General features: G+C 30.3%; 31 protein-coding genes and 1 tRNA gene. 22 read left to right on the forward strand and 10 right to left on the reverse strand.

Going from position 1 to position 25,086, the window contains the following annotated elements; genetic code table 11:
- Positions 1-416: 416 nt before the first annotated feature.
- On the reverse strand, positions 417-2,891 hold the full coding sequence (pheT, locus tag AC6EIY_RS01740; RefSeq protein WP_498507250.1) for a phenylalanine--tRNA ligase subunit beta: 2,475 nt from the start codon (positions 2,889-2,891) through the stop codon (positions 417-419).
- Positions 2,892-3,007: 116 nt separating this feature from the next.
- Here pheT and rpmG point away from each other — a divergent pair, with 116 nt between their 5' ends.
- The 5 genes from rpmG (at position 3,008) to lptC (ending at position 7,028) form a co-directional block, all read left to right on the forward strand.
- On the forward strand, positions 3,008-3,205 hold the full coding sequence (gene rpmG, locus AC6EIY_RS01745) for a 50S ribosomal protein L33 (RefSeq protein ID WP_011823694.1): 198 nt from the start codon (positions 3,008-3,010) through the stop codon (positions 3,203-3,205).
- Positions 3,206-3,232: 27 nt separating this feature from the next.
- A complete protein-coding gene (rpsR, locus tag AC6EIY_RS01750; RefSeq protein ID WP_011293874.1) occupies positions 3,233-3,454 on the forward strand; it encodes a 30S ribosomal protein S18 in 222 nt (73 codons plus the stop codon).
- Positions 3,455-3,477: 23 nt separating this feature from the next.
- Entirely contained in the window at positions 3,478-4,755 is a 1,278-nt protein-coding gene (locus AC6EIY_RS01755) for a ribonuclease catalytic domain-containing protein (protein WP_498507251.1), read from the forward strand.
- A gap of 63 nt (positions 4,756-4,818) precedes the next feature.
- The gene (gene metG / locus AC6EIY_RS01760) at positions 4,819-6,369 is read left to right on the forward strand and encodes a methionine--tRNA ligase (RefSeq protein ID WP_498507252.1); all 1,551 of its coding nucleotides are present in this window, start codon (positions 4,819-4,821) and stop codon (positions 6,367-6,369) included.
- Positions 6,369-7,028: an LPS export ABC transporter periplasmic protein LptC gene (lptC, locus tag AC6EIY_RS01765; protein ID WP_498507254.1), complete on the forward strand. Its 660-nt coding sequence runs from the start codon at positions 6,369-6,371 to the stop codon at positions 7,026-7,028. The genes metG and lptC overlap by 1 nt, the downstream gene beginning before the upstream one ends.
- On the opposite strand, the gene AC6EIY_RS01770 is transcribed toward lptC, so the two are convergent.
- Positions 7,014-7,631, reverse strand: coding sequence for a cofactor assembly of complex C subunit B (locus AC6EIY_RS01770; RefSeq protein ID WP_498507255.1), 618 nt, complete (start codon positions 7,629-7,631; stop codon positions 7,014-7,016). The two genes, lptC and AC6EIY_RS01770, sit on opposite strands and share 15 nt — an antisense overlap.
- A gap of 132 nt (positions 7,632-7,763) precedes the next feature.
- On the opposite strand from AC6EIY_RS01770, the gene AC6EIY_RS01775 reads away from it, so the two are divergent.
- Positions 7,764-8,321 (forward strand): bifunctional adenosylcobinamide kinase/adenosylcobinamide-phosphate guanylyltransferase, encoded by a 558-nt coding sequence (locus tag AC6EIY_RS01775; RefSeq protein WP_498507256.1) that lies wholly within the window; start codon positions 7,764-7,766, stop codon positions 8,319-8,321.
- Positions 8,318-8,818, forward strand: coding sequence for a tRNA (cytidine(34)-2'-O)-methyltransferase (locus tag AC6EIY_RS01780; protein ID WP_498507257.1), 501 nt, complete (start codon positions 8,318-8,320; stop codon positions 8,816-8,818). The genes AC6EIY_RS01775 and AC6EIY_RS01780 overlap by 4 nt, the downstream gene beginning before the upstream one ends.
- Before the next feature lie 9 nt (positions 8,819-8,827).
- Here the strand turns inward: AC6EIY_RS01780 and AC6EIY_RS01785 are convergent, their stop codons facing one another.
- On the reverse strand, positions 8,828-9,013 hold the full coding sequence (locus AC6EIY_RS01785; protein ID WP_498507258.1) for a hypothetical protein: 186 nt from the start codon (positions 9,011-9,013) through the stop codon (positions 8,828-8,830).
- Positions 9,014-9,255: 242 nt separating this feature from the next.
- On the opposite strand from AC6EIY_RS01785, the gene AC6EIY_RS01790 reads away from it, so the two are divergent.
- Together AC6EIY_RS01790 and AC6EIY_RS01795 are read left to right on the forward strand one after the other, a co-directional pair.
- Positions 9,256-9,435 (forward strand): hypothetical protein, encoded by a 180-nt coding sequence (locus AC6EIY_RS01790; protein WP_498507259.1) that lies wholly within the window; start codon positions 9,256-9,258, stop codon positions 9,433-9,435.
- A gap of 478 nt (positions 9,436-9,913) precedes the next feature.
- Complete coding sequence (locus AC6EIY_RS01795; RefSeq protein WP_498507260.1) at positions 9,914-10,132, forward strand: hypothetical protein; 219 nt, start codon at positions 9,914-9,916, stop codon at positions 10,130-10,132.
- 735 nt (positions 10,133-10,867) lie between these two features.
- Here the strand turns inward: AC6EIY_RS01795 and AC6EIY_RS01800 are convergent.
- The gene (locus AC6EIY_RS01800) at positions 10,868-11,041 is read right to left on the reverse strand and encodes a hypothetical protein (RefSeq protein ID WP_498507261.1); all 174 of its coding nucleotides are present in this window, start codon (positions 11,039-11,041) and stop codon (positions 10,868-10,870) included.
- Between the two features lie 432 nt (positions 11,042-11,473).
- Complete coding sequence (locus AC6EIY_RS01805) at positions 11,474-11,629, reverse strand: hypothetical protein (protein WP_498507263.1); 156 nt, start codon at positions 11,627-11,629, stop codon at positions 11,474-11,476.
- Between the two features lie 136 nt (positions 11,630-11,765).
- Between AC6EIY_RS01805 and AC6EIY_RS01810 the strand changes: the two genes are divergently transcribed.
- The 4 genes from AC6EIY_RS01810 (at position 11,766) to AC6EIY_RS01825 (ending at position 13,562) form a co-directional block, all read left to right on the forward strand.
- Positions 11,766-11,972, forward strand: a complete 207-nt coding sequence (locus tag AC6EIY_RS01810; protein ID WP_498507264.1) for a hypothetical protein — start codon at positions 11,766-11,768, stop codon at positions 11,970-11,972.
- A gap of 15 nt (positions 11,973-11,987) precedes the next feature.
- Complete coding sequence (locus AC6EIY_RS01815; RefSeq protein WP_498507265.1) at positions 11,988-12,128, forward strand: hypothetical protein; 141 nt, start codon at positions 11,988-11,990, stop codon at positions 12,126-12,128.
- A gap of 119 nt (positions 12,129-12,247) precedes the next feature.
- A complete protein-coding gene (locus AC6EIY_RS01820) occupies positions 12,248-12,805 on the forward strand; it encodes a pyridoxamine 5'-phosphate oxidase family protein (RefSeq protein ID WP_498507267.1) in 558 nt (185 codons plus the stop codon).
- Positions 12,806-13,488: 683 nt separating this feature from the next.
- Positions 13,489-13,562: transfer RNA gene (locus tag AC6EIY_RS01825), tRNA-Met, on the forward strand.
- A 123-nt stretch (positions 13,563-13,685) separates the two neighbouring features.
- Here the strand turns inward: AC6EIY_RS01825 and AC6EIY_RS01830 are convergent.
- Positions 13,686-14,099: a hypothetical protein gene (locus AC6EIY_RS01830; RefSeq protein WP_498507269.1), complete on the reverse strand. Its 414-nt coding sequence runs from the start codon at positions 14,097-14,099 to the stop codon at positions 13,686-13,688.
- A gap of 124 nt (positions 14,100-14,223) precedes the next feature.
- On the opposite strand from AC6EIY_RS01830, the gene AC6EIY_RS01835 reads away from it, so the two are divergent.
- Positions 14,224-14,820 (forward strand): peroxiredoxin, encoded by a 597-nt coding sequence (locus tag AC6EIY_RS01835; protein WP_498507270.1) that lies wholly within the window; start codon positions 14,224-14,226, stop codon positions 14,818-14,820.
- Between the two features lie 20 nt (positions 14,821-14,840).
- Here AC6EIY_RS01835 and ftsH read toward each other — a convergent pair whose 3' ends face one another.
- Complete coding sequence (gene ftsH / locus AC6EIY_RS01840; protein ID WP_498507271.1) at positions 14,841-16,568, reverse strand: ATP-dependent zinc metalloprotease FtsH; 1,728 nt, start codon at positions 16,566-16,568, stop codon at positions 14,841-14,843.
- 170 nt (positions 16,569-16,738) lie between these two features.
- Between ftsH and rpmF the strand changes: the two genes are divergently transcribed.
- On the forward strand, positions 16,739-16,918 hold the full coding sequence (gene rpmF / locus AC6EIY_RS01845) for a 50S ribosomal protein L32 (RefSeq protein WP_498507272.1): 180 nt from the start codon (positions 16,739-16,741) through the stop codon (positions 16,916-16,918).
- Positions 16,919-16,923: 5 nt separating this feature from the next.
- On the opposite strand, the gene AC6EIY_RS01850 is transcribed toward rpmF, so the two are convergent.
- Entirely contained in the window at positions 16,924-17,253 is a 330-nt protein-coding gene (locus AC6EIY_RS01850) for a DUF565 domain-containing protein (RefSeq protein ID WP_498507273.1), read from the reverse strand.
- Positions 17,234-18,001: an HAD-IA family hydrolase gene (locus AC6EIY_RS01855; RefSeq protein WP_498507275.1), complete on the reverse strand. Its 768-nt coding sequence runs from the start codon at positions 17,999-18,001 to the stop codon at positions 17,234-17,236. The genes AC6EIY_RS01850 and AC6EIY_RS01855 overlap by 20 nt, the downstream gene beginning before the upstream one ends.
- A 61-nt stretch (positions 18,002-18,062) precedes the next feature.
- Here AC6EIY_RS01855 and recJ point away from each other — a divergent pair, with 61 nt between their 5' ends.
- The gene (gene recJ / locus AC6EIY_RS01860; RefSeq protein ID WP_498507276.1) at positions 18,063-19,952 is read left to right on the forward strand and encodes a single-stranded-DNA-specific exonuclease RecJ; all 1,890 of its coding nucleotides are present in this window, start codon (positions 18,063-18,065) and stop codon (positions 19,950-19,952) included.
- Between the two features lie 4 nt (positions 19,953-19,956).
- On the opposite strand, the gene psb30 is transcribed toward recJ, so the two are convergent.
- Entirely contained in the window at positions 19,957-20,040 is an 84-nt protein-coding gene (psb30, locus tag AC6EIY_RS01865) for a photosystem II reaction center protein Ycf12/Psb30 (RefSeq protein ID WP_071813363.1), read from the reverse strand.
- A gap of 308 nt (positions 20,041-20,348) precedes the next feature.
- On the opposite strand from psb30, the gene AC6EIY_RS01870 reads away from it, so the two are divergent.
- The 6 genes from AC6EIY_RS01870 to AC6EIY_RS01895 all read left to right on the forward strand — a co-directional run bounded on the left by AC6EIY_RS01870 (position 20,349) and on the right by AC6EIY_RS01895 (position 25,082).
- On the forward strand, positions 20,349-20,690 hold the full coding sequence (locus AC6EIY_RS01870) for a TMEM165/GDT1 family protein (protein ID WP_498507279.1): 342 nt from the start codon (positions 20,349-20,351) through the stop codon (positions 20,688-20,690).
- A gap of 19 nt (positions 20,691-20,709) precedes the next feature.
- The gene (locus AC6EIY_RS01875) at positions 20,710-21,006 is read left to right on the forward strand and encodes a TMEM165/GDT1 family protein (protein ID WP_498507280.1); all 297 of its coding nucleotides are present in this window, start codon (positions 20,710-20,712) and stop codon (positions 21,004-21,006) included.
- Positions 21,007-21,082: 76 nt separating this feature from the next.
- On the forward strand, positions 21,083-23,380 hold the full coding sequence (locus AC6EIY_RS01880; protein ID WP_498507281.1) for an RNB domain-containing ribonuclease: 2,298 nt from the start codon (positions 21,083-21,085) through the stop codon (positions 23,378-23,380).
- A gap of 5 nt (positions 23,381-23,385) precedes the next feature.
- Positions 23,386-23,994, forward strand: coding sequence for a flavin prenyltransferase UbiX (locus AC6EIY_RS01885; protein WP_498507282.1), 609 nt, complete (start codon positions 23,386-23,388; stop codon positions 23,992-23,994).
- Entirely contained in the window at positions 23,991-24,533 is a 543-nt protein-coding gene (locus tag AC6EIY_RS01890; RefSeq protein WP_498507283.1) for a hypothetical protein, read from the forward strand. The genes AC6EIY_RS01885 and AC6EIY_RS01890 overlap by 4 nt, the downstream gene beginning before the upstream one ends.
- Positions 24,534-24,602: 69 nt before the next feature.
- Positions 24,603-25,082, forward strand: coding sequence for a DUF2996 domain-containing protein (locus tag AC6EIY_RS01895; protein WP_498507284.1), 480 nt, complete (start codon positions 24,603-24,605; stop codon positions 25,080-25,082).
- Positions 25,083-25,086: the final 4 nt, after the last annotated feature.

Below are 25,086 nucleotides of genomic sequence, written 5' to 3' on the forward strand. Positions count from 1 at the left end.
ATTTTTTAGTTTCTCTAGCCCTGATATGACTAGCTTTTTTACTGTGCATAACTGCTTAATAGACAGTTATGCAGCATAGTCATCACATAAATCCCTGGCAGTTGGATTGGCCAGCAATTGGTTCTGAAATTTATTTATAATTTTCTAATTAATCTTAGATGAGACTATTTACGGGTCTAGAGTTGAATCTTAAATGAGATCAATAAGACCATTACTTTTTATTTCTTAATTTCCTGTCGAATTTAAAATTAAAATTTATCGATAATAAGGCAATTCTTATCAAGATAAAAAAGTTAAATGATCGACTAGATATTTTAAATGTTAAAATATTTTTTGGAATGAAAATTAGCGTCTAATTTGTCTATTTTAAGTCTTGATACTGGACTCATTGTGAGTCGTGAGTAAGATCCTCAAGACTAGCTTCTGAGGTCCGCATTTAATTTTTCTTTAAGAGCAGTTCTTATTTTTTCGTGTATTGGATTTATATCCTCTTCTATTAGTGTTTTTTTAGGATCTCTGTATTTTATTCTAAAAGCATGGCTAATTGAATCCTCGGGAATAGAGGATCCCTCGTAACGATCTATCAATTCCACTTTCTCTAAAAGTGGTCTTCCAGATTTCTTTATTAGATTTATTATTTCTAAGGAACTGTATTTTCTTGAATGAATAAGCGCAATATCCCTTTCCATGTAAGGAACAGTGGGGTAATCCTTGTAAATTCTTATCCAATTTGTTTTCCTTGTCGAGGCCTTAATCAATGAATCAAACTCAAGATTAAATAAGTATGTTTCTTTAATCAGATCATATTTCTCGGATAGAGAAGGGTGTATTTGTCCGAAGAAGCCGATACTTTTTCCTTCAACAAACAATTCTGATGTTCGACCCGGATGCATGAAATCTTTTTCGATAAGTTGCCTATCAATAGTTTCAATTCCGAGAACTTCAAGGCATTGCTTAAGTTTTCCTCTTGCTTCAAAATAATCTAAAGATATTAGTTTTGATGCTGAGCCCCACTTACTAAATCGTTTATTTCCAGTCAATGCTCCTGATAATAAATTTGTTTCAACAAAGCTTTCTTTATCTTTTTTGTATGTCTTTGCTATTTCAAAGATCCAACACCCTTCAGCTCCGAATGATACATTTCTCTGAAGAATTTTAAGATGTTCATCCCATACATTTGTTCTTAATCTACTAGTCTCTGATAATAATGGATTTTTGATTATTACAGCATTTCCATCAGTGTTATCAGGACCAACAAGTGATGAGGTCACTACTTCCTGAAAACCATTATGGATAAAGGAATTTCGTAAACGTCTTTCAACTAAATTTGCAGGTTTTAGTACTCCTGGCTCAAGAGGATTTGGCATATTTGAATCAAAATTATCATATCCAATTAGTCTTGCTATTTCTTCTATTAAATCAATTTCTCTAGTTAAATCAGATGATCTATAAGGAGGAATTTGTACATCCCAACCACTAGAAGTTGACGTAATTAGGCAGCCAAGTTTTGTGAGAAGAGGCTCAATCTCATCCTTATTAAGATAACGGTATGTATTAGAACTTTTATCTAACTGATTATTATCTATGTAAATCAATTTACCTAGAACCTTGTTTATTTTTTCTATTCTAAGATTGATACTAATATCTTTTCTAATAAATTCATTATTGACATGAGTCGATTTAATATTACCACCTAATTCCAAAGAAATAATATCACTAGCTCTTAGAGATACAGCAGTTGTCATATTAGGTGATATACCCTTTTCGTATCTACTGCTTGCCTCTGTTCTGAGTCCTATCTCTCTACTACTATTTCTAACAGATGTAGGAGTAAATACAGCTGCTTCCAACCAAACTCTTGTAGTTTTAGCAGTTACGGAACTGTTGTTTCCTCCGATAACCCCAGCTATTGCAATTGGAATATCGCCGCATGTAATTACCTTTATATTTTCATTTAATTTATATTCTTTTTTATCGAGTGCAATAAATGATTCGCCCTCTCTACCATTTCTAATACCAAAATCATTTGGCATAACTATTCTACCAACTATATTATCCAATAGATCTGCATCAAAGGCATGTAGTGGCTGGCCTTGCTCAAACATTAAAAAATTTGTTATGTCCACAACAGGGTTTATACAATTTTGTCTTAATGAATTTAATTTATTGGATATAGATTTATTTATCTTTCCATTATTGTCTATATTCTCTATGTATGTAAGTGAGTAAACAAAGTCTGATCCTATCGTTTCTTTTTCTTTTATTTGTGGATCAAATTTTTCAAAGTCTTTATTGAAATTTAAGGTTGGTAATCTTAATTTTGAATTTGTTAGTATTGATATTTCTCGTGCTATGCCAGCCAAAGACATACCATCAGGTCTGTTAGCCGTAATAGCTAATTCAATAATGGTGTCATTTAATCCAAGATAATCGACAGCATTTGAACCAATTGGAGGGATATTGGTTTCATTTTCTTCAAGAATTTCTATACCTTCATTACAACTTTCAATCCCTAATTCATCCAATGAACAAATCATTCCTGCGCTTTCTACGCCTCGTAAATTAGATAATTTTATTTTTAATGACTTTGATGATAAATAGGCTCCAACCTTAGCCACAAGGACGTGATACCCGGCTTTTACGTTTGGTGCACCACAAACAATACTTAACTTTTTGGGTAAACCAACATCTACTGAACAAACCTTGAGCTTTTCGGCATTTGGATGAGGTGTGATTTCTTCTACGTAACCAATAACAACATTTTTTGCTTGGGCTGATAAGTCTTCTAATGATTCAACTTCAAAGCCTGTCATTGAAAGCTTTTCAGCCAATTCATCAATATCATTGCTAAATTCGACATAATCTTTTAGCCAAGAGACTGATACCTTCATGATTTGCTCTTACAGGAGTTAAACATAGGTGATCGAATGAATTTATAAAAAAGGGTGCTTAGCCTAGTAAGATTGTACTTTGTTCCCTAGACTCACAAAAATTGAGCTAAGTTCGTATGGCTAAAAAAGGCACCAGAATAGTGGTCACTTTAGAATGTACTGAGTCTAGATCTGTACCTAGCTCAGAAAAGCGTTCTGCAGGAGTATCTAGATACACCACAGAAAAAAATCGTAGAAACACTACTGAAAGACTGGAACTTAAAAAATTCTGCCCTGAATTAAATAAGATGACGATTCATAGGGAAATCAAATAATTATTTCCTTTTATACACTTTTTAAAAATGACTAATTCACTATTCAAACAAAAGCTTTCTCCCATAAAGCCTGGAGATCCTATTGATTATAAGGACGTAGAATTATTAAAGAAATTTATTACAGATAGAGGAAAAATTTTACCTAGAAGGCTTACTGGATTAACAGCTAAGCAACAAAGAGATTTAACCACAGCAGTTAAAAGAGCACGAATTATTGCCTTACTTCCCTTTGTTAATCCAGAAGGGTAACTTAATATTCTATTAATAATAGAATGTACAATAAAATAATAGATAATGAAGTTAAAAATATAATTTCTAGATTTAAACAAACAGTTAATGTTAATGCTTCAGTCAAAGACCTAACACATCTTAAAACATTTTCAATAGATGATTCTGAAACTATTGAAATAGATGATGCTATTTCTTTAGAAAAATTATCTTATCAGCATAAGTTTTGGATCCACATTGCCTCCCCTACTTCATATTTTGAATATAAATCAGCTATTGATAAGAAGGCAAGGAAGCTTATTTCAACTGTTTATTTATCAGATAATACTTATTATATGCTTCCTGAAATATTAATAAATGATGTTTTTAGTCTAAGTGATAAAGAAAAAAGAAGATCATTAAGTATAGGTGTTATTTTTAATGAAGACGGTAGTATTAGTTCTACAGAAATAGTCCAGAGTATTATTAAAGTAGACTTCAGGTTAAATTATACAGAAGCTGATGAACTAATAGATTATGCGCCAAAAGAAGAAGAAGATTTAAGTATTATCTCTGAAATTTTACAAAGTAGAAAATGTTGGAGAAAGAATTTAGGTGCTACGGAAATATTAGAATCATTTGGAAAGATTATTGTAGAAAATAACAATCCTAGCCTCAAGATAATAGATCCAACGTTATCCAGACAATTAATAAGTGAAGCAATGATCTTGTATGGAAATCTAATTTCAGATTTTACTAAGGTCAATAAAATTCCTGTTCCATATAGAGTCCAACAACGTATAGATAAACTTTCTAAAGATAATATTCAAGATTCTAATAATAGAGTTTTATATAATTATTTTCTTAAGAAAACTATGGGAAAGTCATATTATTCGATAAACCCAATGCCGCATTCAAGTTTAGGATTAAAATCTTATTTACATGCCACATCTCCTATAAGGAGATATTCTGACTTGTTGGTTAACTACCAAATAAACAAATATCTAAATAATAAAGAACTTATTTCTAAAGAAGATGTTGATCAAATTACTCTTGAGATTAATAATCAAGCAAGACAAAATATGATGCGATATAGAGAGGATCAAAAATATTGGTTGATTAAATGGTTCAAAAAAAACTTTTTTAAGAAATATAATGTGATTTTACTAAATTGGATAAACAAATATAAATGTATTTGTATCTTATACTTTATTGAATATCATTTTTCTACTATATGTATTCTAAAATCAAAAAAGAACATAAATATCGGCGAGAGTTTTAACGTTAAAAATATGGTCAATAATAATAATAATATAATATATTTTGAATTAATTTCATTATAAAATAAGAGTTTATCATAATTGTGCAAGAGTTTTAAAAATACAATATAATAATTAGAATATATTATGAATATGAAATACACAATTACAACACCACTATATTATGTAAACGACAAGCCTCATCTTGGTAGTTCATATACAACAATCGCTTGTGATGCAATAGCTCGATTTCAAAGACTAAGTGGTAATACAGTACTATTTCTCACTGGAGTTGACGAACATGGCCAAAAAATAGAGCGAACCGCAGAAAGTAAAAATCTTCAACCACAACTGCATTGTGATGAAATCACAGAAAAGTATAAATATTTGTGGGATAAATTAAATATTAGTTATGATCGTTTTGTGAGAACAACCTCTGAAGATCACACATCACTAGTTCATCAATTTTACTCAAAAGTTTTGAATTCTGACGATGTTTATATGGGTAGACAAAGTGGCTGGTATTGTGTTGGATGTGAAGAATATAAAGATGTAGATGTGGATGAAAAAAAACCAATATGTTCTATTCATAAAAAGGAATTAGAATGGAGAGATGAAGAAAATTTATTTTTTAAGTTATCAAAATATCAAGACCAAATTGAAAAATTAATTAAAATTGATGGTTTCATTTCTCCAAAAAGTAGAAAAAATGAAATTATCAATTTTGTCTCAAAAGGTTTAAGAGATTTCTCAATTTCTAGAGTAAACTTAAAATGGGGTATAAATGTTCCTGGAAACAATGATCACACTTTTTATGTATGGTTCGACGCTTTATTAGGTTATATTAGTGGGTCTCTTCGCGATCAAAACTCTCCTCAACTTACCGAGGAATCGTTATGTAATTGGCCTGCAAATATACATGTAATTGGGAAGGATATACTCAGATTTCATGCGGTTTATTGGCCAGCAATGCTACTTTCTGCTGGTTTGAAACCACCTTTAAGTGTTTTTGGTCATGGCTTTTTAACACGAGAAGGCCAGAAAATGGGTAAATCATTAGGTAACGTTCTTGACCCGATTGAACTTTTGGAATATGGGGGTATAGATGCAATGAGATGGTATCTTTTAAGAGATATTGAATTTGGAGAAGATGGTGATTTTCAAATGAGAAGATTTGTGGATATTGTTAATAGTGATTTAAGTAATACCATTGGAAATTTGTTAAACAGAACTATTACAATGTCAAAAAAATGGTTTAATGATAAAATTCCTATAGATTATTCTTTATTGGCTGAATCACCTCTTAAGGTTCAATCAGAGATAAAAATAAATGAATATATGCAATCATTTAAAGACAGCAATTTTAAAAATTCAGCAAATGCAATTATAGATTTAGCGAATAGCGCAAATCTTTACTTAAATGATCGTGCACCATGGAAGTTAATTAAAGATTTAAAAAATAAAAATGTTGTTGCTATTGATATATATTCTGTTCTAGAATCTTGCCGCATTATTGGAATTTTGTTATATCCTTTTGTACCCAATTTAAGTATTAGAATATTAAACCAATTAAATATTGATTCTTCAAATATAAATTTTGAAAAGTCATTACATTGGGGTTTGCTAGATCCGGATAATGGACTAGATGATCCTTGTCCTGTAATGAATAAAATTGAATTTAATGAGAAGTATTTATAGTGAAATATTTATCAATTTATTTTCTGATAATAATTGCTACATTACCTCTATTTGGTTGTCAAAAATCAAACAAATCTTCTACTCAGATAGATAATAAAAGCTACATTAAAGATTTTGAACTACTTCAGGAAAATCTCAATAATCAAAGCAGTGTAAGAATAACTAGTCCTAAAGCCACAATTGATCCAACAAATAATAATATAGATATATTTGACAGCACAATTGAATTACTTAATAAAAATGGTCAAGGCTTTAAAGTTAATTCTGGCAACTCAACTCTCACCAATTTAACTAACTCTATTAGGGTTTTTAATAGTGTAAACATATCATTTCTTGACAATCCCGATTATTATATAATTACTAATTCCTTTGATTGGGATTTAAATACCTCTATTATTAATATAAATAATCCACTCAATATTAATTTTGATAACACTAGAATCAACGCAACTAATGGATTATATAATATTAATGAAAAATTACTTAAAATAGACAATAGTAAATTTAATAGATATATATATAATTCAAAAGGTGAAGAGGATTATCAGATAATAATTTCTTCTGATTTTGCAAAATGGTTTAAAAAAGATAATACTTTAGTATTTACATCTAACGAGAAACAGGTTGAAACGACTATAAACTTCCTACTTACTGAGTAGTACGTATAACTTATCTGACCATCCTGATATCCATTTTTCATCTGAATTAGTAAACGATCTCTTTGACCAACCCCCAACTATTGTAAGGCCTCTATTTTCAAGAGGATAAACAATAACTGCAGGTAAATTATTCAATACTCCATCAAACTCATTTCTACCTGGAAATAATTCAGTATTAACTAGTGAGATTAATCGTCTTTGATCTATTGATCTCTTACATATTTCTCCAGGTTCAAATATTTTCTCAGATATCAAACCTCTTCTAAGTATTACTTTATTATCCCAATATATTAAAATTGTACTAGCTGCCGTTGCTGTAAGTATTTGCTGACTTCCCCATGCTAATTCATTTCTTTGATCGTCAGTTAATTTAGTACAAAGTTCAAAACCCTCTTTTCCATCCAAGCTAACCTTAGAAGGTTGTTTAGTTTTAATTTCAGTCCATAGATAACCTATTGTTATTAACGCTATTGAAGCAATTCCAGATATTGTCTCTGCTCTTACTAGAGTTGGATTAACTTGATTGGCAGACCCAATATTTATAATTGATAAAATTAGTAAAAAAGTTCCAAATATTATAACTATGTTAGAAAGTTTATACATTTATCTATTCAATATTTTAAATCAATATATTGATTCTTTATTATACATATCAAAGCCAACCTTATTTCTTAATCAATATCGATATAATATATTAAAAAACACTATTAATAGATTTATCCAATAGCTCAGAATATGATCACACCAATAGCCAAAAATTATAAAGGACTCATATCAATTACTGGACCAACGAGAAGTGGAAAAAGTAAATTAGCTGAATTTTTAATTTCGGAGCAAGATCGAGTCACTTACATAGCAACATCAAAACCAAGACCAAATGATTCAGATTGGCAAGATAGGATAGCTATCCACAGGGAAAGAAGACCTGATAGCTGGACGCTAATAGAGCATCCAAAAGACATTAGCAATGCAATTGAATCGATTAAAGGAAATGAGTCAATATTAATTGACTCGTTAGGTGGCTTAGTGGAACAGCACCTAATAAAAGATGACGATCAATGGAATTATTTCCAAATTAAATTTCTTAATTGCCTTTCAGAAAACAATTTATGTATTGTAGTTGTTTCAGAGGAAGTTGGTTGGGGAATTGTTCCTGCTACACCGATAGGTCATTTATTTCGTGAACGTCATAGCAAACTAACCTCTTTGATAAGTCGCTATTCAAAGCAAAGGTGGCTTGCTATCAATGGGACTGCAATTGACCTAGATAAATATGGTCATGTAATACCATGAATTCATTAAATAGTTCTAGACCAAGAGTCGCTTTATTTGAGCCAAGAATTCCTCAGAACACTGGAACAATTGGTAGGTCATGCTTAGCATTTAATATTTCATTAGACATTATTAAGCCAACTGGTTTTAGCTTTGAAGATAAATATTTAAAAAGAGCAGGTTTAGATTACTGGGCTAACGTAGATTTACATATATATGACTCATTTGAACAATATAAAAATTCTTTTAGCAACTCAAGAATTATCGCTCTAACAAAAAAAAGTAGCAATTCTATCTCAAAAGTCATTTATAAAAATACAGATATACTTTTATTCGGGAGAGAGGATACAGGTTTACCCGATAACATAATGAACGAGTGTGAAATAGTTGCGGGTATACCTATGCCAGGAGGTGAGAAAAATTTGAAAATGGGTGGAGTTCGAAGTTTGAATTTATCTGTTGCGTGTGGGATAGTGTGTTACTCCGCATGTTTACAATTAGATTTGCTAGGAAAATAGCTTTCCTCTTTATCCAAGATAATTACAATACAAAACTCCTTCATTGATTACATTATTATCATCAAGCTCAATCCATTCCTTGTATTCATCATAAAGTGCTTCCCTGTTATCTCCGTGCAAATTATTGAGACGTCGGAGTGATCCGTTAAGCATTACCTCAACTGCATGAAAAGCTCCAGATTGCATTGAAGACATAGATTAAATGAATCATTTTATATTTTAAATCATACAAGTACTAGTTTCAGTTTAAATTATTACATATTGCTAAATCATAGTAATATGTACATAAATTATATGTATTAGTATAAAAAAATTTTATTAATAAAATCTATTCTTATGTAATTTTGAACTGAGGATAAAATTTGCTATATTACGGGATTCACTAATTAACCTTATTAAGTTTAATCAATACAATATTCTGAGCAATATCAACTTGAATGTCAAAAGCAAACTTAATTAATAGCTGTGAGGTGACTATTAATTCTGTAATCAAGAGACTTTCTACTCTCAAAGGTAAAAATAAGAAAGCCCTAAAAAGCGAGTTCAAAGAGTGGATAGATGCTATTGAAAGTAACGACAAAAATTATGATATTTTATTTGTTAATAAAATTAGTTAATTTAGTTTTTGACTTAGGATCTAGGGTGTAAGTCTGGCAATCTAGTAGCCTGATCCTTAATTCTATTTGGATTCCCCGTCAGAACTTCTTGCTGAATTAAAGATAATCAAAAATGTAATAAAAATAGCGAAAGAAAATTAGAAGTATTTGATTCCAAGGACAAGGACAATGCCCTAAATAAGTTAAAAAAATGCAGTTGCTAACGAAAAAACTTAAGTCCTGAAAGTAGTATAAACATAACTACTATTAGTACTATTCGTGACTTATTCTATAGAAAAAAGGGTCAATCAAACGTGATTTTTTTACAATATTTAGTTTTTAGCTTAAATTATTTTTTATTTAATTTGTTGTAAATAAAATGTTTAATTAAATAGATTTTGAATATCATATGTTTTGATTAATTTAGTTCGGAAAATAAATAAAACTTTGCATAGATTTTAATAATGAATTATAATATATAAAATTAATTGTTTAAAATATGAAGCTAATGGGTTTGATACTAAAAAACATTAAAAATCTTATACCCTATTTATTGTTAATTGCATTGTATTTCTTTTTCATAAATCTTGAAACAATAGACGAACAAAAAAATAAATCTATTTTAAAATCTGAAAGTGAACTTTATGAAAAAAATTCAAGTAAAGACGATAAAAAACAAAAAAGAATTTCAATACCAGTATTCCCATATAGGGAATAATTTTTACCTAATATTTAATTTAGAACTCCTTTCTTTAATTAAAATTGCTTGCCTTTTTTCTGCTCTAATAATTTGTCTTTGAATTTCGACACAATGCTGACAGTTGCAATTCATTATTTAAAAATATTAGGGAAAAATCTAGAAATTTGAAAAACAGGTCTTTGATTCGACTAATTGGGTTTAAAAAAATCAAAGTAATTTTTTTTAATTTAGCAAAATCTAGTGTAATTTCAAGTTTACTTCTTGTTTTTTTGTTAGTCTTAATATTCTGTTTGATTACTAATCGTTAATACTTACTATTTTATTGTAGTTTATATTTGCTATTTTCTTCTAATTGTTTTTTACCCGTATATTATTTCAATATACGAAAAAAAAAATATGCTTAAGGTATACTATCTTGCTAGAAAAATACTATAAAGTAGATAAAACCCTACCTTATAAAATTATCAATAATTTTTTATGTTGTTAGATTGGCAATAAATGATAAAAGCTGTATTTGAAAATCAAGTCCTAATGACCTTTGTAATTGCAGGTTTTTGGATTATACCTGGAATACTTTTTACTTCAGCAACTAATCGTAAGTTCAAAAATCGTCAAAGGGACAGTCAACTAAAAAAAATATCTAAACTTTACCCATAGTTTATTGAGATTATTAGAACAATTCAATGTACACTTATAAGTCAATTTATAACTGAATTTATATATATATAAATTATTATGTTTTAAATATTGATTTTATAATTTTTTGCTTTTTAATGTTTGATTGCTCTTTTCTTTAACTTTTTGGCATTCAGCCAATGATAGGTTAGCCTCTATTTGGGCTAAAACCTGCTGGAGTTCAGCTGTTTTATTCAATGATTTCTCAGCCATGGTTCTAAGTTTCTGAACTTCTATATACGCAGTTTTCATAGACAAAGTAAGAATATGAATTTTTTCTAATAAGCATTAGCTAAGTAACTAATGAATTAATGAAAGAATACAAGAACAAACTTGCCAAAGATTTTCTAGATGTCAATAGTTGGAATCATGATCTTTGATTTATGTTTGTAGATTCATATATCCTTGGGCTCCTTGCTCAAATAATATATTACTTATAATTATATTTTTTCTGACATATAAAAAGAACACAAGTATGTTTACATCCCTGTGTTCTTTAATTAAAAAAATTAAGTAAACAGATTCAATAAAGTCTAACTGTCTTTCCCTTTCTTCTCGGAATCAACTGGTCTAACTGGCTTAGGCAATAGCATGATAGAAATCTAGTGTCTATTTTATTTATAGGTGGTTTTCAAAATTCGTAAATAAGAATTATAAGTTTGAAACTTCTTGACACAAGGGAAACTATTTTTTTTGAGATTTGTCTGTAACCTTTTGATTCTCTTCTCTGGAGAGGTTCGCCTCTAGTTGAGCTAACGCTTGTTGGACTTGAGCAGTATTAGTAAATGAAGCGTCACCATTTGAACGAAGCTTAAGAATCTGACTTGATTTGTTTTTCATATCGCTAAAAAGCTAACAGTTGAGCTTGTATCTTGGATTTAAATGTAGAAACCAAGACATTTAATAGCTTTCATAAAGGTAAAATTTTATTTGTGATGAAATATTTTACTATCAACAATTGATGGGGAGTTAATCTATGAAAGATGATTGGAAACCAGAAGATTCTCAAATTCTCGTTGATGCATGGGAAGATATCAAAGACTGTGCTGAAGCTATCCAAAAAGATCTTGCTTGCCCAGACGTAACTATTTCAAAAATTTTGAGGTCTGTAGCTGAAACCTTTGATAATACTGTTGAAGATTTTCTCGATAAGGCTGAAGAAGATTGGGAAGAAGAGAAATAGTTGTATCATTGAGTTATGATTCCAGATTTCTTTCAACCTCCTGATCCAGTAAGCCATACTGTTTTATGGAAATCGATTATTGGCTTATTCATAGTTTTATTTGCAACTTTTGTTGGTGTCGAGATTAGGGTTGAAAATGAAGATGAAGATTCCTAATAAATAAATTATCAAAAAATAAATAATTAATAGTTCGCTATTATTATTTAAAGCAACTAAATAGTATCAATCAAAAAATTAATCTGAATCTATAATTTTAATGTTATTTATATATAGTGTTGAACGTCTCTATTATGCCTCCATGGTTATCACTGCTAAGCTCTGCGCAGAAGAAAGAATCAAAATTTGATTCCTCAAATTGGATTCAATTAGCGACAATAGGAACAGATAATACACCAAGAGTTAGAACAGTAGTGTTTAGAGGATGGAGTAAATCCTTTGAAATGTTAATATATAGTGACAAAAGAAGTCAAAAATTTGATGAATTGGCTTTGAATAATAATGTTGAAATATGCTGGCTTTTTTTTAAATCACAATCTCAATTTAGGTTTCGAGGAAAATCAACAATAGAGATAAGCAGTAAAAATCTGCGTCATTGGGATCAACTAAGTGACAAATCGAAGGCAATGTGGAGCTGGCCATGTCCTGGGGATCAATTTGTCCGTGACCAATTAAATGACATATCATTTAATGCAAAGCAAGAAATATCATATAATTTTGCAATTTTAAAAATTGAAATAATTCAAGTTGATCAATTGCTTCTTCGTAAACCTGTCCATATAAGGAAAAGATGGATAAGAAAGAATGAATGGATAGAGGAGCGCATAAACCCATAAATTGTTGAGGATGACGAAGCTTGCTGTTGGGGAAGCTTCTTTAAATTCCGATCACCCTTAATTTATACATAGCAATATTATTTAGTAATTGCAACATCTAACAGATCACTAAGAGAATAAAAATGGAAAGTAATAATAAGAAATGAATTTTTGAATTTTTTACATTATATAATTTAATTGTTCTTGTTTATTATTTAAAGTATTCTTAAGAAGTTCAGGTTTGTATTCTTCTTAGAATAATGTATTTTTCTTAGGTTGCCACGCTAGTCTTAGAATAAACTTTTTAATATCTCCAATATCTTTCCTTTACAAACTTAACAAGTAATATGATGTATTTTGCCTAATACAATATTGTAAGATATTACTTATTTATATGTAACTTTTTTATATATAATTTATTTGTAGTTTTATCAGGCTGTTTGCTCTTTTTAATGAACTATACTGGGAAAAAACTTAAGTGATCGTTGATTATCAATAAATTCAATAACGCCAGCTTCATTAGATTTTCTTTATTCATAGACCTCAAAAAAATTTTGATCTAAAGATTTCTTCCGTAGATGACCATCCTGAATTATTATACTGAATGATACCTTATCCATTCAGAATTGATTACTCTGGTTCAAGGACTTTTTTCTTTGTAAAAGCTAGGGTAAATCTTATATTTGTTGTGGGTGTATCATCAAGTCAGTGTAGCTCAGCCGGTTAGAGCACAGCATTCATAACGCTGAGGTCGAGAGTTCAAGTCTCTCCACTGACATTTGATTTTTAGATTAAGGAAAATATCAAATAATGATGTTACGTATTCTTTTTAGTCTAACAATCTTATTTTAGTTTTTATTATTAAGATTAATTTTACAATGAGTTATTAAAAAAATAGCCACTATTTCATGTCTATCTGATTAAGACGTTCTTTAAAAGATATAGATGAGGATCCGTCATTTGAATTTGATTTATCACTTGATGTGCTATCGATTTGTCGAATCTTAGTTTGATCATTAGTTTGATTATATATAGAAAAATTCTTTGAATTATTAAAACTAACATTAGAGTTATTGATATTGTTTTCAACGTTATTATTAGAATAATTAGCCATTGATGTATTTTTATAGAGCTCAACATTTGTTTTATTTTTGAGATCTTGAATACTCTTCCTAGTTTGATCCGCTTTTAAATTCTTTTTATTATTTAAGGGATACTTTTTTACTTCACTTCTTAATTGATTTAACAACTTAAAATGATTTGATGAACTAAATTTTTTAACAAGGGATGGATCCCAACTTATTGGTTCATTCATTTTTATAGAATATTCTCCTTTAGTTAGAGAGACAAAGTTTCTTTGGTCTTAACATGATAAATTATAAAAAGGAAAAGGGGAAGTTCTCTACCTTCCAAACCAATCAAAATACGCAACAAGTTCCATGACGACAAATGAGTGCCTAAGGGTAGGTATGCAAGCTCCAGATTTTGCTGCTACTGCAGTCGTTGATCAAGAATTTAAGGATATTACTCTTTCTCAGTACAGAGGAAAGTATGTGGTTTTATTTTTCTATCCTTTGGATTTCACTTTTGTCTGTCCCACTGAGATCACAGCATTTAGCGACAGATACAGCGACTTTAGTAGTAAGAACACAGAAGTTTTGGGTGTATCTGTTGATAGTAAATTTACTCATCTAGCTTGGATTCAAACACCACGAAATGAAGGAGGTATTGGCGATATTAACTATCCTCTCGTATCAGACTTAAAGCGTGAAATCTGCCAATCTTATAATGTATTAAATGAGGATGGAGAGGCTGACAGGGGTTTATTCATAATTAACCCAAATGGAATCATCATGCACTCAACCATTAACAAAGCACCTGTTGGTAGAAATATTGATGAGACTCTAAGAATTTTACAAGCATACCAATATGTTGAATCTCACCCAGACGAGGTTTGTCCTGCAGGCTGGACGCCTGGTGACAAGACTATGAAAGAAGACCCTAAAGGAAGCAAAGAATACTTTTCCGCACTCTAAAATAAATATTTTGTAGTTGATTATTTTGCAGAAAGATAGGAGTTGAGTGAATTAATAACATATTCCGATTCAAGTGTTTCATTAACTATTAGTTCATCAACTAGTGTATCCATTAAAGTTACCTTATCTGATAATAGATCAATAGCATGTTCCAGAGCTTTTTTGGATATGGATATTATTTCTCTGTCAATAGCTTTACTTGTATGTTGAGAATATTCTTTTATATTTTTCATGATATCTTTTCCTAAGAATATTGAATCTTTATCTGAATCATAAGCAATTGGACCAAGGTCTGAGAAACCAAATCTCGTAACCATTTGGTTAGCCCAATAGTAAACATTCTCTAGATCTTTTTGCGAACCTTGCGTAACTTCCTTAGATCCAAAAACAACAATTTCGGCAGCTCTCGATCCGAGTAAAGTTACAATCTTATTATAAATGTAACGCCTTGTTAGAAGTCCACTATCTATAGTCTCCTCATCGGGTGTGAAATAAGTCATTCCATACATATCACCAAGTGACTTAAATAATGATATTTTTTCTAATTTATCCTGAGATGGAACTAATAAAGCTACTAATGTTTTACCAATAATTTGATATGCAATCTGTCTTTTCTTCGTGCTATTTGAAAGTGGTTTTGCTAATAAGCCGAAACGCGCTTTTTCAAGAGCTTTGTCTATATCAATAGAACTTATTTTTAATTTATTATTTCTGGCGGCATATATTGCAGCCTCATTTAGAAGATTTTGTAGGTCAGCTCCTGAAAAACCCGGAGTCCTAGTTGCCCATTCCATGAGATTAACAGAATCACATAGAGGTTTTGATCTTGCATGTACAGCCAAGATTTTATGCCTAGCTTTCCTATCAGGTAGTGAAATGTCGATACGACGGTCAAATCTTCCAGGCCTTGTTAAAGCTTGATCAAGAATATCCGGCCTATTTGTTGCTGCAATGACAATAACACCATTATTAGTTTTGAAACCATCCAACTCTGTAAGTAATTGGTTAAGTGTTTGTTCTCTTTCATCATTTCCCCCTCCGATTCCAGCTCCTCTCTGACGACCAATTGAATCAATTTCATCAATGAAAATTATGCATGGTGATTTTGATTTTGCACTTTTAAAAAGATCTCTGACTCTCCCAGCTCCAACACCAACAAACATTTCAACAAATTCTGATGCAGAAATGGAGAAGAATGGAACATTTGCTTCTCCTGCAATTGCGCGAGCTAATAAAGTTTTACCATTACCGGGTGGTCCTACCAACAAGACTCCTTTGGGAGCTTTCGCTCCAAGGTCAATGAGTTTATTTGGATTTTTTAAAAAGGTTACTATTTCTTTTAACTCATCAGATTCTTCATTTAACCCAGCTACATCATCAAACGTGATATTTCCAATATCATCTTCACTTACCTGAGAAGACCGGCGAGAAAAACTCTGCATGTTATTTAACAACTTGGAGGATCTTTTAATTAGAAATGAAAGCGATAAAATAAATATTAATGTTAGACCAAACCCAGTAATAAAAGTAGCTAACCGCTGTTCTGATCTAATATCTTTTACCGTAAGTGGAACACTATATTCCTCAGATAATCGGAGAATTTTCTGATCATTGTAAAATATTGGTATTACCTTCTTCTCTGAATTTCTAAATTCAACTATAACCTCTCTTCTGTTTGGGATTAAAATAATAGATACTATCTCACCATCTTCTATATCCTTTAATAATTTACTATAACTATTATTCATTTGATTATTAAATTTATAGATTCCAAAGTATTTATATAAACTATAGTCAAATTTTAAACTAACCAGAGTTTCTAAAGAAAAATAGACAAGACTTTAGTTTTATTTTAAAGGTATTTTGTTAAACTGGTGCTTGACGTTATAAGATATTATATTGTTAATGTTGAGTGGAAATGGCGGTACCAAAGAAAAAAACCTCTAAAGGAAAGAGAAATCAAAGACATGCAACCTGGAAAGGAAAAGCCGCTGTGGCTGCAGAAAAGGCTTTATCTATAGGAAAATCAGTTCTTACTGGAAGAGCACAAGGCTTTGTTTATCCAATGGATGAGACATCAGAGGAGGATTCTGATTGATTTAATTAAGAACCAAGTTTAAACGCTTCAAGAAGAAGGGCATAGGTTGAGCCAATTCTGAAATTATTAATTGAATTTATAATTATGGATAATTTACCATATTTTGACAATAGTGATGATCTTATAAATAACTCCATAATTATTAATATTAGAATTGCAAGAAATATTGTATTAACAGATTTATCTAATAAATAAGAAAGTATACTGTTAGTAAAATAAAAACCAAGGAGTAAAGATAGAAGAAGAACACTTCTCTTACTCCATGAATCAGATATTAGAGGATTAACAAATGTAAAAATAAAATTAATCAGTTTTCTAAATTTTGTTTTCTGCATTTTTATTAATAATAGCGGTCAAATATTTATAATCTACATTATTACTAATTAAACTTTCTCCGTAAATTAATTTAGAAGGATTATCTATATTTCCAAGGCTATCGACACAAGCATTAGCTTTATCAGATATTTTCTGTTTAGAGTTTGCCCATGGTGGCAGTGTCAATAGGCAAGAAAGATTTGCAGCCTTTGCAGCCTTTACACCAATTGTAGAATCTTCTATCGCTAGGCAATTTACCTCAGATTTCTTGCTCAATTGAACTGCTAAATTATATGCATCAGGAAAGGGTTTGTGTTTACTAACATCTTCGTAAGTAATTATTCCGGAAAAAAATTTAAAATGCGAGCTCAACGAAGCCTCTAAAAAAGGTTGCAAGGACTTTCTACTGCTGGTCGTAACAATGAATTGTTCTACATCAAAGTTTGCCAATTCATCAATTAGTCTTATTACGCCCTCTCTTACTTTAATCTTTCCAAATCGAATTAATTTCTCGTAATGTATGCGCTTTCTTGATTGAATTTTTGCACATTGGCTATCAGTAAGATTGCTGTGTATTTTGTTTCGATAGTGGATTATTCTGTTTAAGCCTCCTGATATTCCTAGAAGCTCCAAATATTCTTTCTCGCTCCAGTTCCAATCCAACTCATAATCTTTAAAGGCTAAATTAAAAGCAACTCTATGCCCACACAACTCAGTATCGGCTATTGTTCCATCTACATCCCAAAAGACAGCTTTTAACTCTTGCATGTTATTTTTGCATAATACAAATATAATTCTTACTAACAAAGAATCAAACTAGGTTAAGCTTTTGAAAACAGATAATAACCAAGTTAAAACATGGATATTACCAAAACCAGTAAAAGAAGCAGAAAAAGATAATTGCTCTTTAAACTACATTTTGCAGAAAGTATTAATTAGACGAGGTTTTGATTTAAATAAGGAACTGGATGACTACATAACACCTAAAGAACTTCCTAATCCAGAAGATCACTTCAATGACTTAAAGAAAGCAACAGACAGAATAATAGATGCTTGTTCTAGAAATGATCAAATCGCCATATGCGGAGATTATGATGCTGATGGTATGACAAGTACTGTCCTGTTAGTTGAATTATTAACTCTACATGGCGCTAAGGTAACCCCATATATACCTTCAAGACAGGAAGAGGGTTATGGCTTAAATGTGAATATGATCTCTGATATTAATAGTAAACAAATAAAATTGGTTATTACTGTAGATAATGGAGTTTCAGCCTTTGAGGCAATTAAAATGGCAAAAGAGTTTGGTATTGATCTAATTATTACAGATCATCATAAAATTCCTGATAAAAAATTAGATATTCACTCTTTAATTCACCCAGAAAATACTCCTAATGATTCTCCCTATAAATATCTAGCGGGTGTTGGAATTGCATACCTTTTAGGTAAAAACATATGTAAAAAATTAAATTATGATATCAAAAACACAACCGCAAATGTTCTTTTCAGTATTGGAACTGTTGCTGATATGGCTCCCCTCAAAGGAGCAAATAGAAAATGGCTTAAAGATTTTTTGCCCAAAATATCTAGCACAAATAATAAAGCAGTCAAATCTATTATAAAAAAACTTTCAATTAATGAAAATGACATAACATCAGAGGATATAGGTTATAAAATTGCTCCATTAATTAATTCCGTTGGTAGAATAAGTGATCCAAAGATAATAATAGATCTTCTAACAAATAAATCTAAAGAATCAATAGATAGAATTGCTAATAAGTGTTTTGAAATTAATAAAGAACGAAAAAGACTTACTGCCCTAATAGAAGAAGAGGCTCTTGAAATTGCAAAGACTCAATATTTTAATGGTAAAAAGTTTCTTGTACTCACTAAAAAAGAATGGCACCCAGGTATTATTGGAATTGTTGCTGCTCGAATTGTAGAAAAGTTTAATTTACCTACTGCAATACTTGCATTAGCAAATGATGGAAAATATAGAGGATCTATAAGATCTAATGCCAGGTTAAAAGTAAATCTGGCATTAGAAGATTGTAATGATCTTCTAATAGCTCATGGTGGACATTCTGATGCAGCAGGATTTTCAATAAAAGAAGAAAATATACATAAATTGATGGTAAGGCTAGACAATATAGCTAAAAATGAATTTAAAAATATTGATATAAATAAGGCTATAAAGCCAGACGCTTACATACGTCTTGTTGATATAAACTATGATTTTTATAGACAGTTATCTTTGATGGGTCCCTTTGGAATTATGAATCCAGCCCCGATTTTTTGGGCAAGAAAATGTAAAATTACAAATATTACTAAAATTAAAGGTGGACATATTAAGATGACTTTAAATGATGGTACCAGTTCAATTAATGCAATTAAATGGAATGAAACTAGTATACAAAAAAACAATGACTTAATAGATATAGCTTTTTATATTGAATTGAACAAATGGAAGCAAGCTAGCAATCTACAATTAAATATAATTGATATAAAAACTCACACTAACGTTATAGAATTAAAAATACATAAAAGTATTTATAAGTGTCAACTAAACGATAATAGCGACGTCTTAATAACTAATACCAAAGGCGAAGTCATCAGTTCAGACTTTACTATGAACTCTAAGAATATTGATAAAAATCAGTTAGCGTTTGCTAAAAAGATTCTTGCTTTTGCTGAAATTGCACTTGGTAAAGCTTCCTAGGGCTTTATACACCTCTTCTATAAAAGATCAATGCTATGATTGCTGGTCCTGCAAGAAATACTGCTACTAGGGGCAAGAGGTTTCCCATGATGATTTAAAAACTGAAGATATTTTACTAAACTATCTGGCTTTACTTCACAATAATTAAAAAATATTGATCTTAACTCAGTATTAGGTTGTATTTTTCTGATATTGAGATTCTTCAGCGACTACAATAAGTATAGGTACTAAAAACATTGATAGTGATGTATTCATAAATTTAGTAAAGTAATCTATGATTCTGAAAAAAAACATTAATCATAGTGAGATTAGTATTAGCTTGATCATTTTCAATATTTATCTAATATAGAATTAATGATAAGCAAAAAAAAAGATAACATCACTTAATTGGAAGTAATGGGTAATTCAAATTCAGAACCTGAAAAGACCGACACAAATGCTTCAACTTCCTTTTTAAGTATATTAATAACCACTTTTAGTACAATATTTCTGGCTGAGTTAGCAGATAAAACTCAACTTGCCACATTAATGCTATCTGCTCAGTCTGGCAGACCATTAATTATTTTCATAGGTGCAGCACTTGCACTTATCACAACAAGTCTTCTTGGAGTTCTTATCGGTAGATGGATCGCAAATAACCTTCCTAGGCAAAGGTTTACAGTTCTTTCAGGGGTAATTATGTTAAGTTTGGGCATATACTTGGTCACACAAGGTTTTATTGACTTTATGCAAAAATAGGATTTGTTCAAAATTTTTTATGATTCTAACGCTTCTTTTTACAACTTTTATTACTGTATTTCTAGCTGAGATGGGTGACAAAACGCAATTAACAACAATAACATTAAGTAGTACGACTAATAAGCCATTAGCAGTATTTATAGGATCCTCATTAGCCCTCATATTGGCTACACTTTTAGGAGCCTTAGCAGGAGGTTCTATTGCAAACCTCGTTCCTGCATTCATTCTCAAACTGCTATCTGGAATAGTATTCTTAATTATAGGTATTAAGCTTGTAGCAAAAAGCAAAAAAGAGTTTACTTGTGATAGCCAGTAAACCATTTTTCTTTAATAAGCAAGTCTTTTACTTTAAAGATTTAAAAAAATGAAATTTATTAATTAGCCATCCTATTATGACATCAGTTTTACAAATATTAGAAAGTCTTGATAGAGAGGGTGGATTAGAAGTATCTAAGTTAGAAAAGTCTTTAAAGCTTACAAAAAAAATTGATAGAGATAAATTACAAATAGCAATCAAGGCTCTTGCAAAGCTAGGTATAGTCCAATTTATTAGTGATGATAAATTAAAGGTTAATAGTGATATTGGTTTGATAAAAGGCAGAGTCCGCTGTAGCAGTAAGGGCTATTGTTTTGTTGTTAGAGAAGATCAAGGTGAAGATATTTACATCAGAGAGGCTAATTTGAATAATGCCTGGCATGGTGATTCTGTTATTGTATCAATTACAAAACAAGGTGTAAAAAGAAGAGCACCTGAGGGAACTATCCAATGTATATTAAACAGATATAATGATACTTTGCTTGCAAAGATAGAAGTAGATAAATCTACTGGGAACTTGAGGGCATTCCCTTTGGACGATAGGATTCCAGTTATTATTGAGTTAGAAAATGAAGAAGATAAAAGGGAATCAAGTAAAGATTATATTTATGAAATAAATATAATTAAATATCCAATTGCTCAATTTAATGCTAAAGGATATATAAGTAGAGAATTACCGATAAATGCCGGAGTAGAAGGTGACATAGAATTATTACTTTCAAAAAACAACATATCTAGAAACATAAGTCCACCAAAAGTTGCTCCAAAGAAAATTCTTATAAAAGGAAGAGAAGACTTAACTACTCAACCCTCATTATTATTTAAAAGTTGGGAATCTGAGAACTCTCCATCACTACCAGCTATATTTGCGCAACCAAATGAAGGGGGAAATAGAATTTGGATTCATTCTCCTACAGTTTCTGAAAGGATTAATTTAGGTGGAAAATTAGACCAATTTCTTAAAGATAAAGGGGAAATTATTTGTTTAGGAAATAATTGGCTTGATTTTTTAAATGAGTCTTTAAGCTTAGCTTCAAAATTCAAAATTAATGAGGTAAATGAAGCTATTTCTTTAATGGTGGATATTAATAGTGATGGGCATGTAATTGACTGGAAATTTAGCACCAGTGTTATTAAGCCAATAAAAATTATTACGACAAAGCACCTACAAACTATTGTCAATAGAAAATCGAAATCCAAGTCAATTCCAATTGCACTTAAAAATATTAAAGATAATCTAGAAGTTATTTATACAATTTTACATACATCAAAACAAATTAATTCAAATAACCAATCATCCATCAAATTAGACGAAAAAATTCCTCATTTAGAAAGGTTAAATGAATTACATAAAGCATTTCCTGGAAGGGACTTTCATGGATGGTCTAGAACATATAATTGCATTGACCCCCAATCAATTATTGATGTATATATTAGGCTCTCTAACAATATTCTGGCCAAGCATCTATTAGGATATAAATTACCATTTATTTTTAAAGAGCATGAGGAAATTGATTCATCGGCAATTAACGAGCTAACCAAATCTGCACTAGCATTAGATAATAATATAAACGTTAATATTGATGGGTCTGTTACAACATCAGAATTGATAAAATCATTCGAACAGAGTTCTGAGAAGAATATTCTTCATAAGCTTCTTAAACATATAATTCCAGGAATTCATTTAAAACTTTATAAACCAGATTGTCATAAAGAAACTATTGGTTTAGATTCTGAGATAACAGCAGTTAATATTGAATCTCCTTGGTGCTGTCCAACCTTAAATTATTGGAATATATTTAATCAATTTATATTAACCGCACTTTTAAATGATGGTAAAAATAAAGCATCAAGTAGAAGTAAGGATATCATTGAATTAGGGAAAAAAGATAGTTGGAAAGATTTAAAATGGGATGTCTTGTCACCTAAAATTAATGAAAATATTAATAATTATTCGAATTTACGTTTGGTTCATGATTTAAATGAAACCAGAAAAAAATCTAAAACATTTAGAAATAATCTTATTTCAATTGCCCAAGGTAGAGCAGCCCAGAAAATTGTTGGTAATGAGGTAGAAGCGATAATAACCGGTGTGCAAAGTTATGGTTTTTTTGCTGAAATAGATGATTTAACAGCAGAAGGTTTAGTTCACGTTAGTACTCTCGGTGACGATTGGTATGAATATAGGTCTAGACAAAACCTTTTAATCGGAAGGAAGAGCAAAAAGACATATCAACTTGGCCAAAAAGTAAATATCAGGGTCTTAAAAGTAGATATACTAAAAAATCAAATTGATTTAGAGCTTGTGAAGGACAAAGATAACGAATCAATTAGTAAAAATGACATTAGTATTGATTCTGACTCTGAAAATTAAAATAAATGAATAGTATTGTAATTGCCATCACAGGAGCCTCTGCTATGCAAATAGGGGAGCGGGCAATTCAATTATTGTTAGAAAATAATCGCTCTGTAGATTTAATACTGAGTAAAGGTGCATATGAAGTTGCTAAAAGTGAACGTAATATTAATATCCCAGTAGAACCAAATGCTCAAACTGATTATTGGAGAAATCTATTTAGAGTTAAATCAGGAAAGTTGAGATGTTATAGATGGAATGATCATTCATCCCCAATTGCAAGCGGAAGCCACAAAACAAAGGGAATGGTAATCGTTCCATGTTCAATGGGAACATTGGGAAGAATTGCATCTGGTTTTTCTCTAGATTTAATCGAGAGATGTGCCGATGTTCATTTAAAAGAAAACAGACCTTTAGTTATTTCTCCAAGAGAATCTCCATTAAATTTAATTCATATTGAAAACATAAAACGTTTAGCCATTGCAGGTGCATTAATTGTGCCACCAATTCCAGCATGGTATACAAATCCAAAAACTATTGATGATTTAATAGATTTTATTGTAGTTAGATTGTTTGATTCCCTTGGTGAAGATTTAAATCACATAAAAAGATGGAATGGTCCTAACAAATGAAATTAAACTTTTTAACTAAAACTATACCCTTTATATCAACCTTAGTATTAATATTTTTTTTATACAATAGTAATCAGAAAGAAAACACAAAATTAAGAATACTTATTTGGAATACTCCATCATACTCTTTAGGAACATATCTCGCAGCCTCGACAGGAATTGGATTCATAATCTCATATATCTTAACAACGAGTCTTGCAAATATTAATAAATCTATTAAGAATAACTCATTAGAATATAAGTATAAAAATTATAATGAAGATACAAGGCAATATAATGATTCATATTTCAGAGATTCTGAAGAAAAAACCTTAATCGAAAGAGATATTAATGATCCATCACCTACTGTAAATGCACAATTCAGAGTGATTGGTAAAACAGAAAGATATGATCCTGAGGATAAAGATTATCGAGAAAAATATGATACTGGTAATGACTATGAAGATTCGAACTTTGATAGTGATAGGAAAAGTGAATCTTTTAAACCAGAAACACAAAACTTTTCTGACTGGAATGATGATTCATTTTCAAGCTGGTAGTAAAAACACAAATATTTTTAATCAATAATAACTCAACAATGATCTTAAGATTTTTGCTAATATGAGTTTATGGAAAATAAAAAACAAATCAAAAAAATTGAATCCATCAAAGAAGTAGCTAATACGGTATCACCATCGTCACCGAAAGTAGAAGAATCATCAATTCCGAAAAAACCAGTTAAACCTCCTAAGCTTGAAGATAAACCCTTTGATGAGTTTATAAATAGTCATTTAATTCCTGATTTAAAGTCATCCATTGAAAACAAAGGTGTATCAGTTATAGACATTAAACTAATACAAGGTAACCGACCAGTCGTAGGAGGTAATTGTTGGATGGTTTTTTGTGAAATATCGGAACAAAGAAGATTCTGGCTTTGTTTTAATAAAGAAATTTTAACCTCAGATAAGACTATATTATTAGCAGAATCTAATTCAGCTCCAAGCGTTGTTGAATCCTTTCTGATTGATGAAAAGAAGACTACTTTAGCATTATTAATTTCTAGAGTACTACAAAGATTAAATGGTCAAAAATGGATTGGTGCGAACTGAATCT

Source organism: Prochlorococcus sp. MIT2304 (genome assembly GCF_059772405.1).

What these genes read in the sequence shown, in the direction of transcription:
- pheT (WP_498507250.1), bottom strand. Translation starts at nt 2,891, where the DNA reads ATGAAGGTATCAGTCTCTTGGCTAAAAGATTATGTCGAATTTAGCAAT.
- rpmG (WP_011823694.1), top strand. Translation starts at nt 3,008, where the DNA reads ATGGCTAAAAAAGGCACCAGAATAGTGGTCACTTTAGAATGTACTGAG.
- rpsR (WP_011293874.1), top strand. Translation starts at nt 3,233, where the DNA reads ATGACTAATTCACTATTCAAACAAAAGCTTTCTCCCATAAAGCCTGGA.
- AC6EIY_RS01755 (WP_498507251.1), top strand. Translation starts at nt 3,478, where the DNA reads ATGTACAATAAAATAATAGATAATGAAGTTAAAAATATAATTTCTAGA.
- metG (WP_498507252.1), top strand. Translation starts at nt 4,819, where the DNA reads ATGAATATGAAATACACAATTACAACACCACTATATTATGTAAACGAC.
- AC6EIY_RS01770 (WP_498507255.1), bottom strand. Translation starts at nt 7,631, where the DNA reads ATGTATAAACTTTCTAACATAGTTATAATATTTGGAACTTTTTTACTA.
- AC6EIY_RS01775 (WP_498507256.1), top strand. Translation starts at nt 7,764, where the DNA reads ATGATCACACCAATAGCCAAAAATTATAAAGGACTCATATCAATTACT.
- AC6EIY_RS01780 (WP_498507257.1), top strand. Translation starts at nt 8,318, where the DNA reads ATGAATTCATTAAATAGTTCTAGACCAAGAGTCGCTTTATTTGAGCCA.
- AC6EIY_RS01785 (WP_498507258.1), bottom strand. Translation starts at nt 9,013, where the DNA reads ATGTCTTCAATGCAATCTGGAGCTTTTCATGCAGTTGAGGTAATGCTT.
- AC6EIY_RS01790 (WP_498507259.1), top strand. Translation starts at nt 9,256, where the DNA reads ATGTCAAAAGCAAACTTAATTAATAGCTGTGAGGTGACTATTAATTCT.
- AC6EIY_RS01795 (WP_498507260.1), top strand. Translation starts at nt 9,914, where the DNA reads ATGAAGCTAATGGGTTTGATACTAAAAAACATTAAAAATCTTATACCC.
- AC6EIY_RS01800 (WP_498507261.1), bottom strand. Translation starts at nt 11,041, where the DNA reads ATGAAAACTGCGTATATAGAAGTTCAGAAACTTAGAACCATGGCTGAG.
- AC6EIY_RS01805 (WP_498507263.1), bottom strand. Translation starts at nt 11,629, where the DNA reads ATGAAAAACAAATCAAGTCAGATTCTTAAGCTTCGTTCAAATGGTGAC.
- AC6EIY_RS01810 (WP_498507264.1), top strand. Translation starts at nt 11,766, where the DNA reads ATGAAAGATGATTGGAAACCAGAAGATTCTCAAATTCTCGTTGATGCA.
- AC6EIY_RS01815 (WP_498507265.1), top strand. Translation starts at nt 11,988, where the DNA reads ATGATTCCAGATTTCTTTCAACCTCCTGATCCAGTAAGCCATACTGTT.
- AC6EIY_RS01830 (WP_498507269.1), bottom strand. Translation starts at nt 14,099, where the DNA reads ATGAATGAACCAATAAGTTGGGATCCATCCCTTGTTAAAAAATTTAGT.
- AC6EIY_RS01835 (WP_498507270.1), top strand. Translation starts at nt 14,224, where the DNA reads ATGACGACAAATGAGTGCCTAAGGGTAGGTATGCAAGCTCCAGATTTT.
- ftsH (WP_498507271.1), bottom strand. Translation starts at nt 16,568, where the DNA reads ATGAATAATAGTTATAGTAAATTATTAAAGGATATAGAAGATGGTGAG.
- rpmF (WP_498507272.1), top strand. Translation starts at nt 16,739, where the DNA reads ATGGCGGTACCAAAGAAAAAAACCTCTAAAGGAAAGAGAAATCAAAGA.
- AC6EIY_RS01850 (WP_498507273.1), bottom strand. Translation starts at nt 17,253, where the DNA reads ATGCAGAAAACAAAATTTAGAAAACTGATTAATTTTATTTTTACATTT.
- AC6EIY_RS01855 (WP_498507275.1), bottom strand. Translation starts at nt 18,001, where the DNA reads ATGCAAGAGTTAAAAGCTGTCTTTTGGGATGTAGATGGAACAATAGCC.
- psb30 (WP_071813363.1), bottom strand. Translation starts at nt 20,040, where the DNA reads ATGGGAAACCTCTTGCCCCTAGTAGCAGTATTTCTTGCAGGACCAGCA.
- AC6EIY_RS01870 (WP_498507279.1), top strand. Translation starts at nt 20,349, where the DNA reads ATGGGTAATTCAAATTCAGAACCTGAAAAGACCGACACAAATGCTTCA.
- AC6EIY_RS01875 (WP_498507280.1), top strand. Translation starts at nt 20,710, where the DNA reads ATGATTCTAACGCTTCTTTTTACAACTTTTATTACTGTATTTCTAGCT.
- AC6EIY_RS01880 (WP_498507281.1), top strand. Translation starts at nt 21,083, where the DNA reads ATGACATCAGTTTTACAAATATTAGAAAGTCTTGATAGAGAGGGTGGA.
- AC6EIY_RS01885 (WP_498507282.1), top strand. Translation starts at nt 23,386, where the DNA reads ATGAATAGTATTGTAATTGCCATCACAGGAGCCTCTGCTATGCAAATA.
- AC6EIY_RS01890 (WP_498507283.1), top strand. Translation starts at nt 23,991, where the DNA reads ATGAAATTAAACTTTTTAACTAAAACTATACCCTTTATATCAACCTTA.
- AC6EIY_RS01895 (WP_498507284.1), top strand. Translation starts at nt 24,603, where the DNA reads ATGGAAAATAAAAAACAAATCAAAAAAATTGAATCCATCAAAGAAGTA.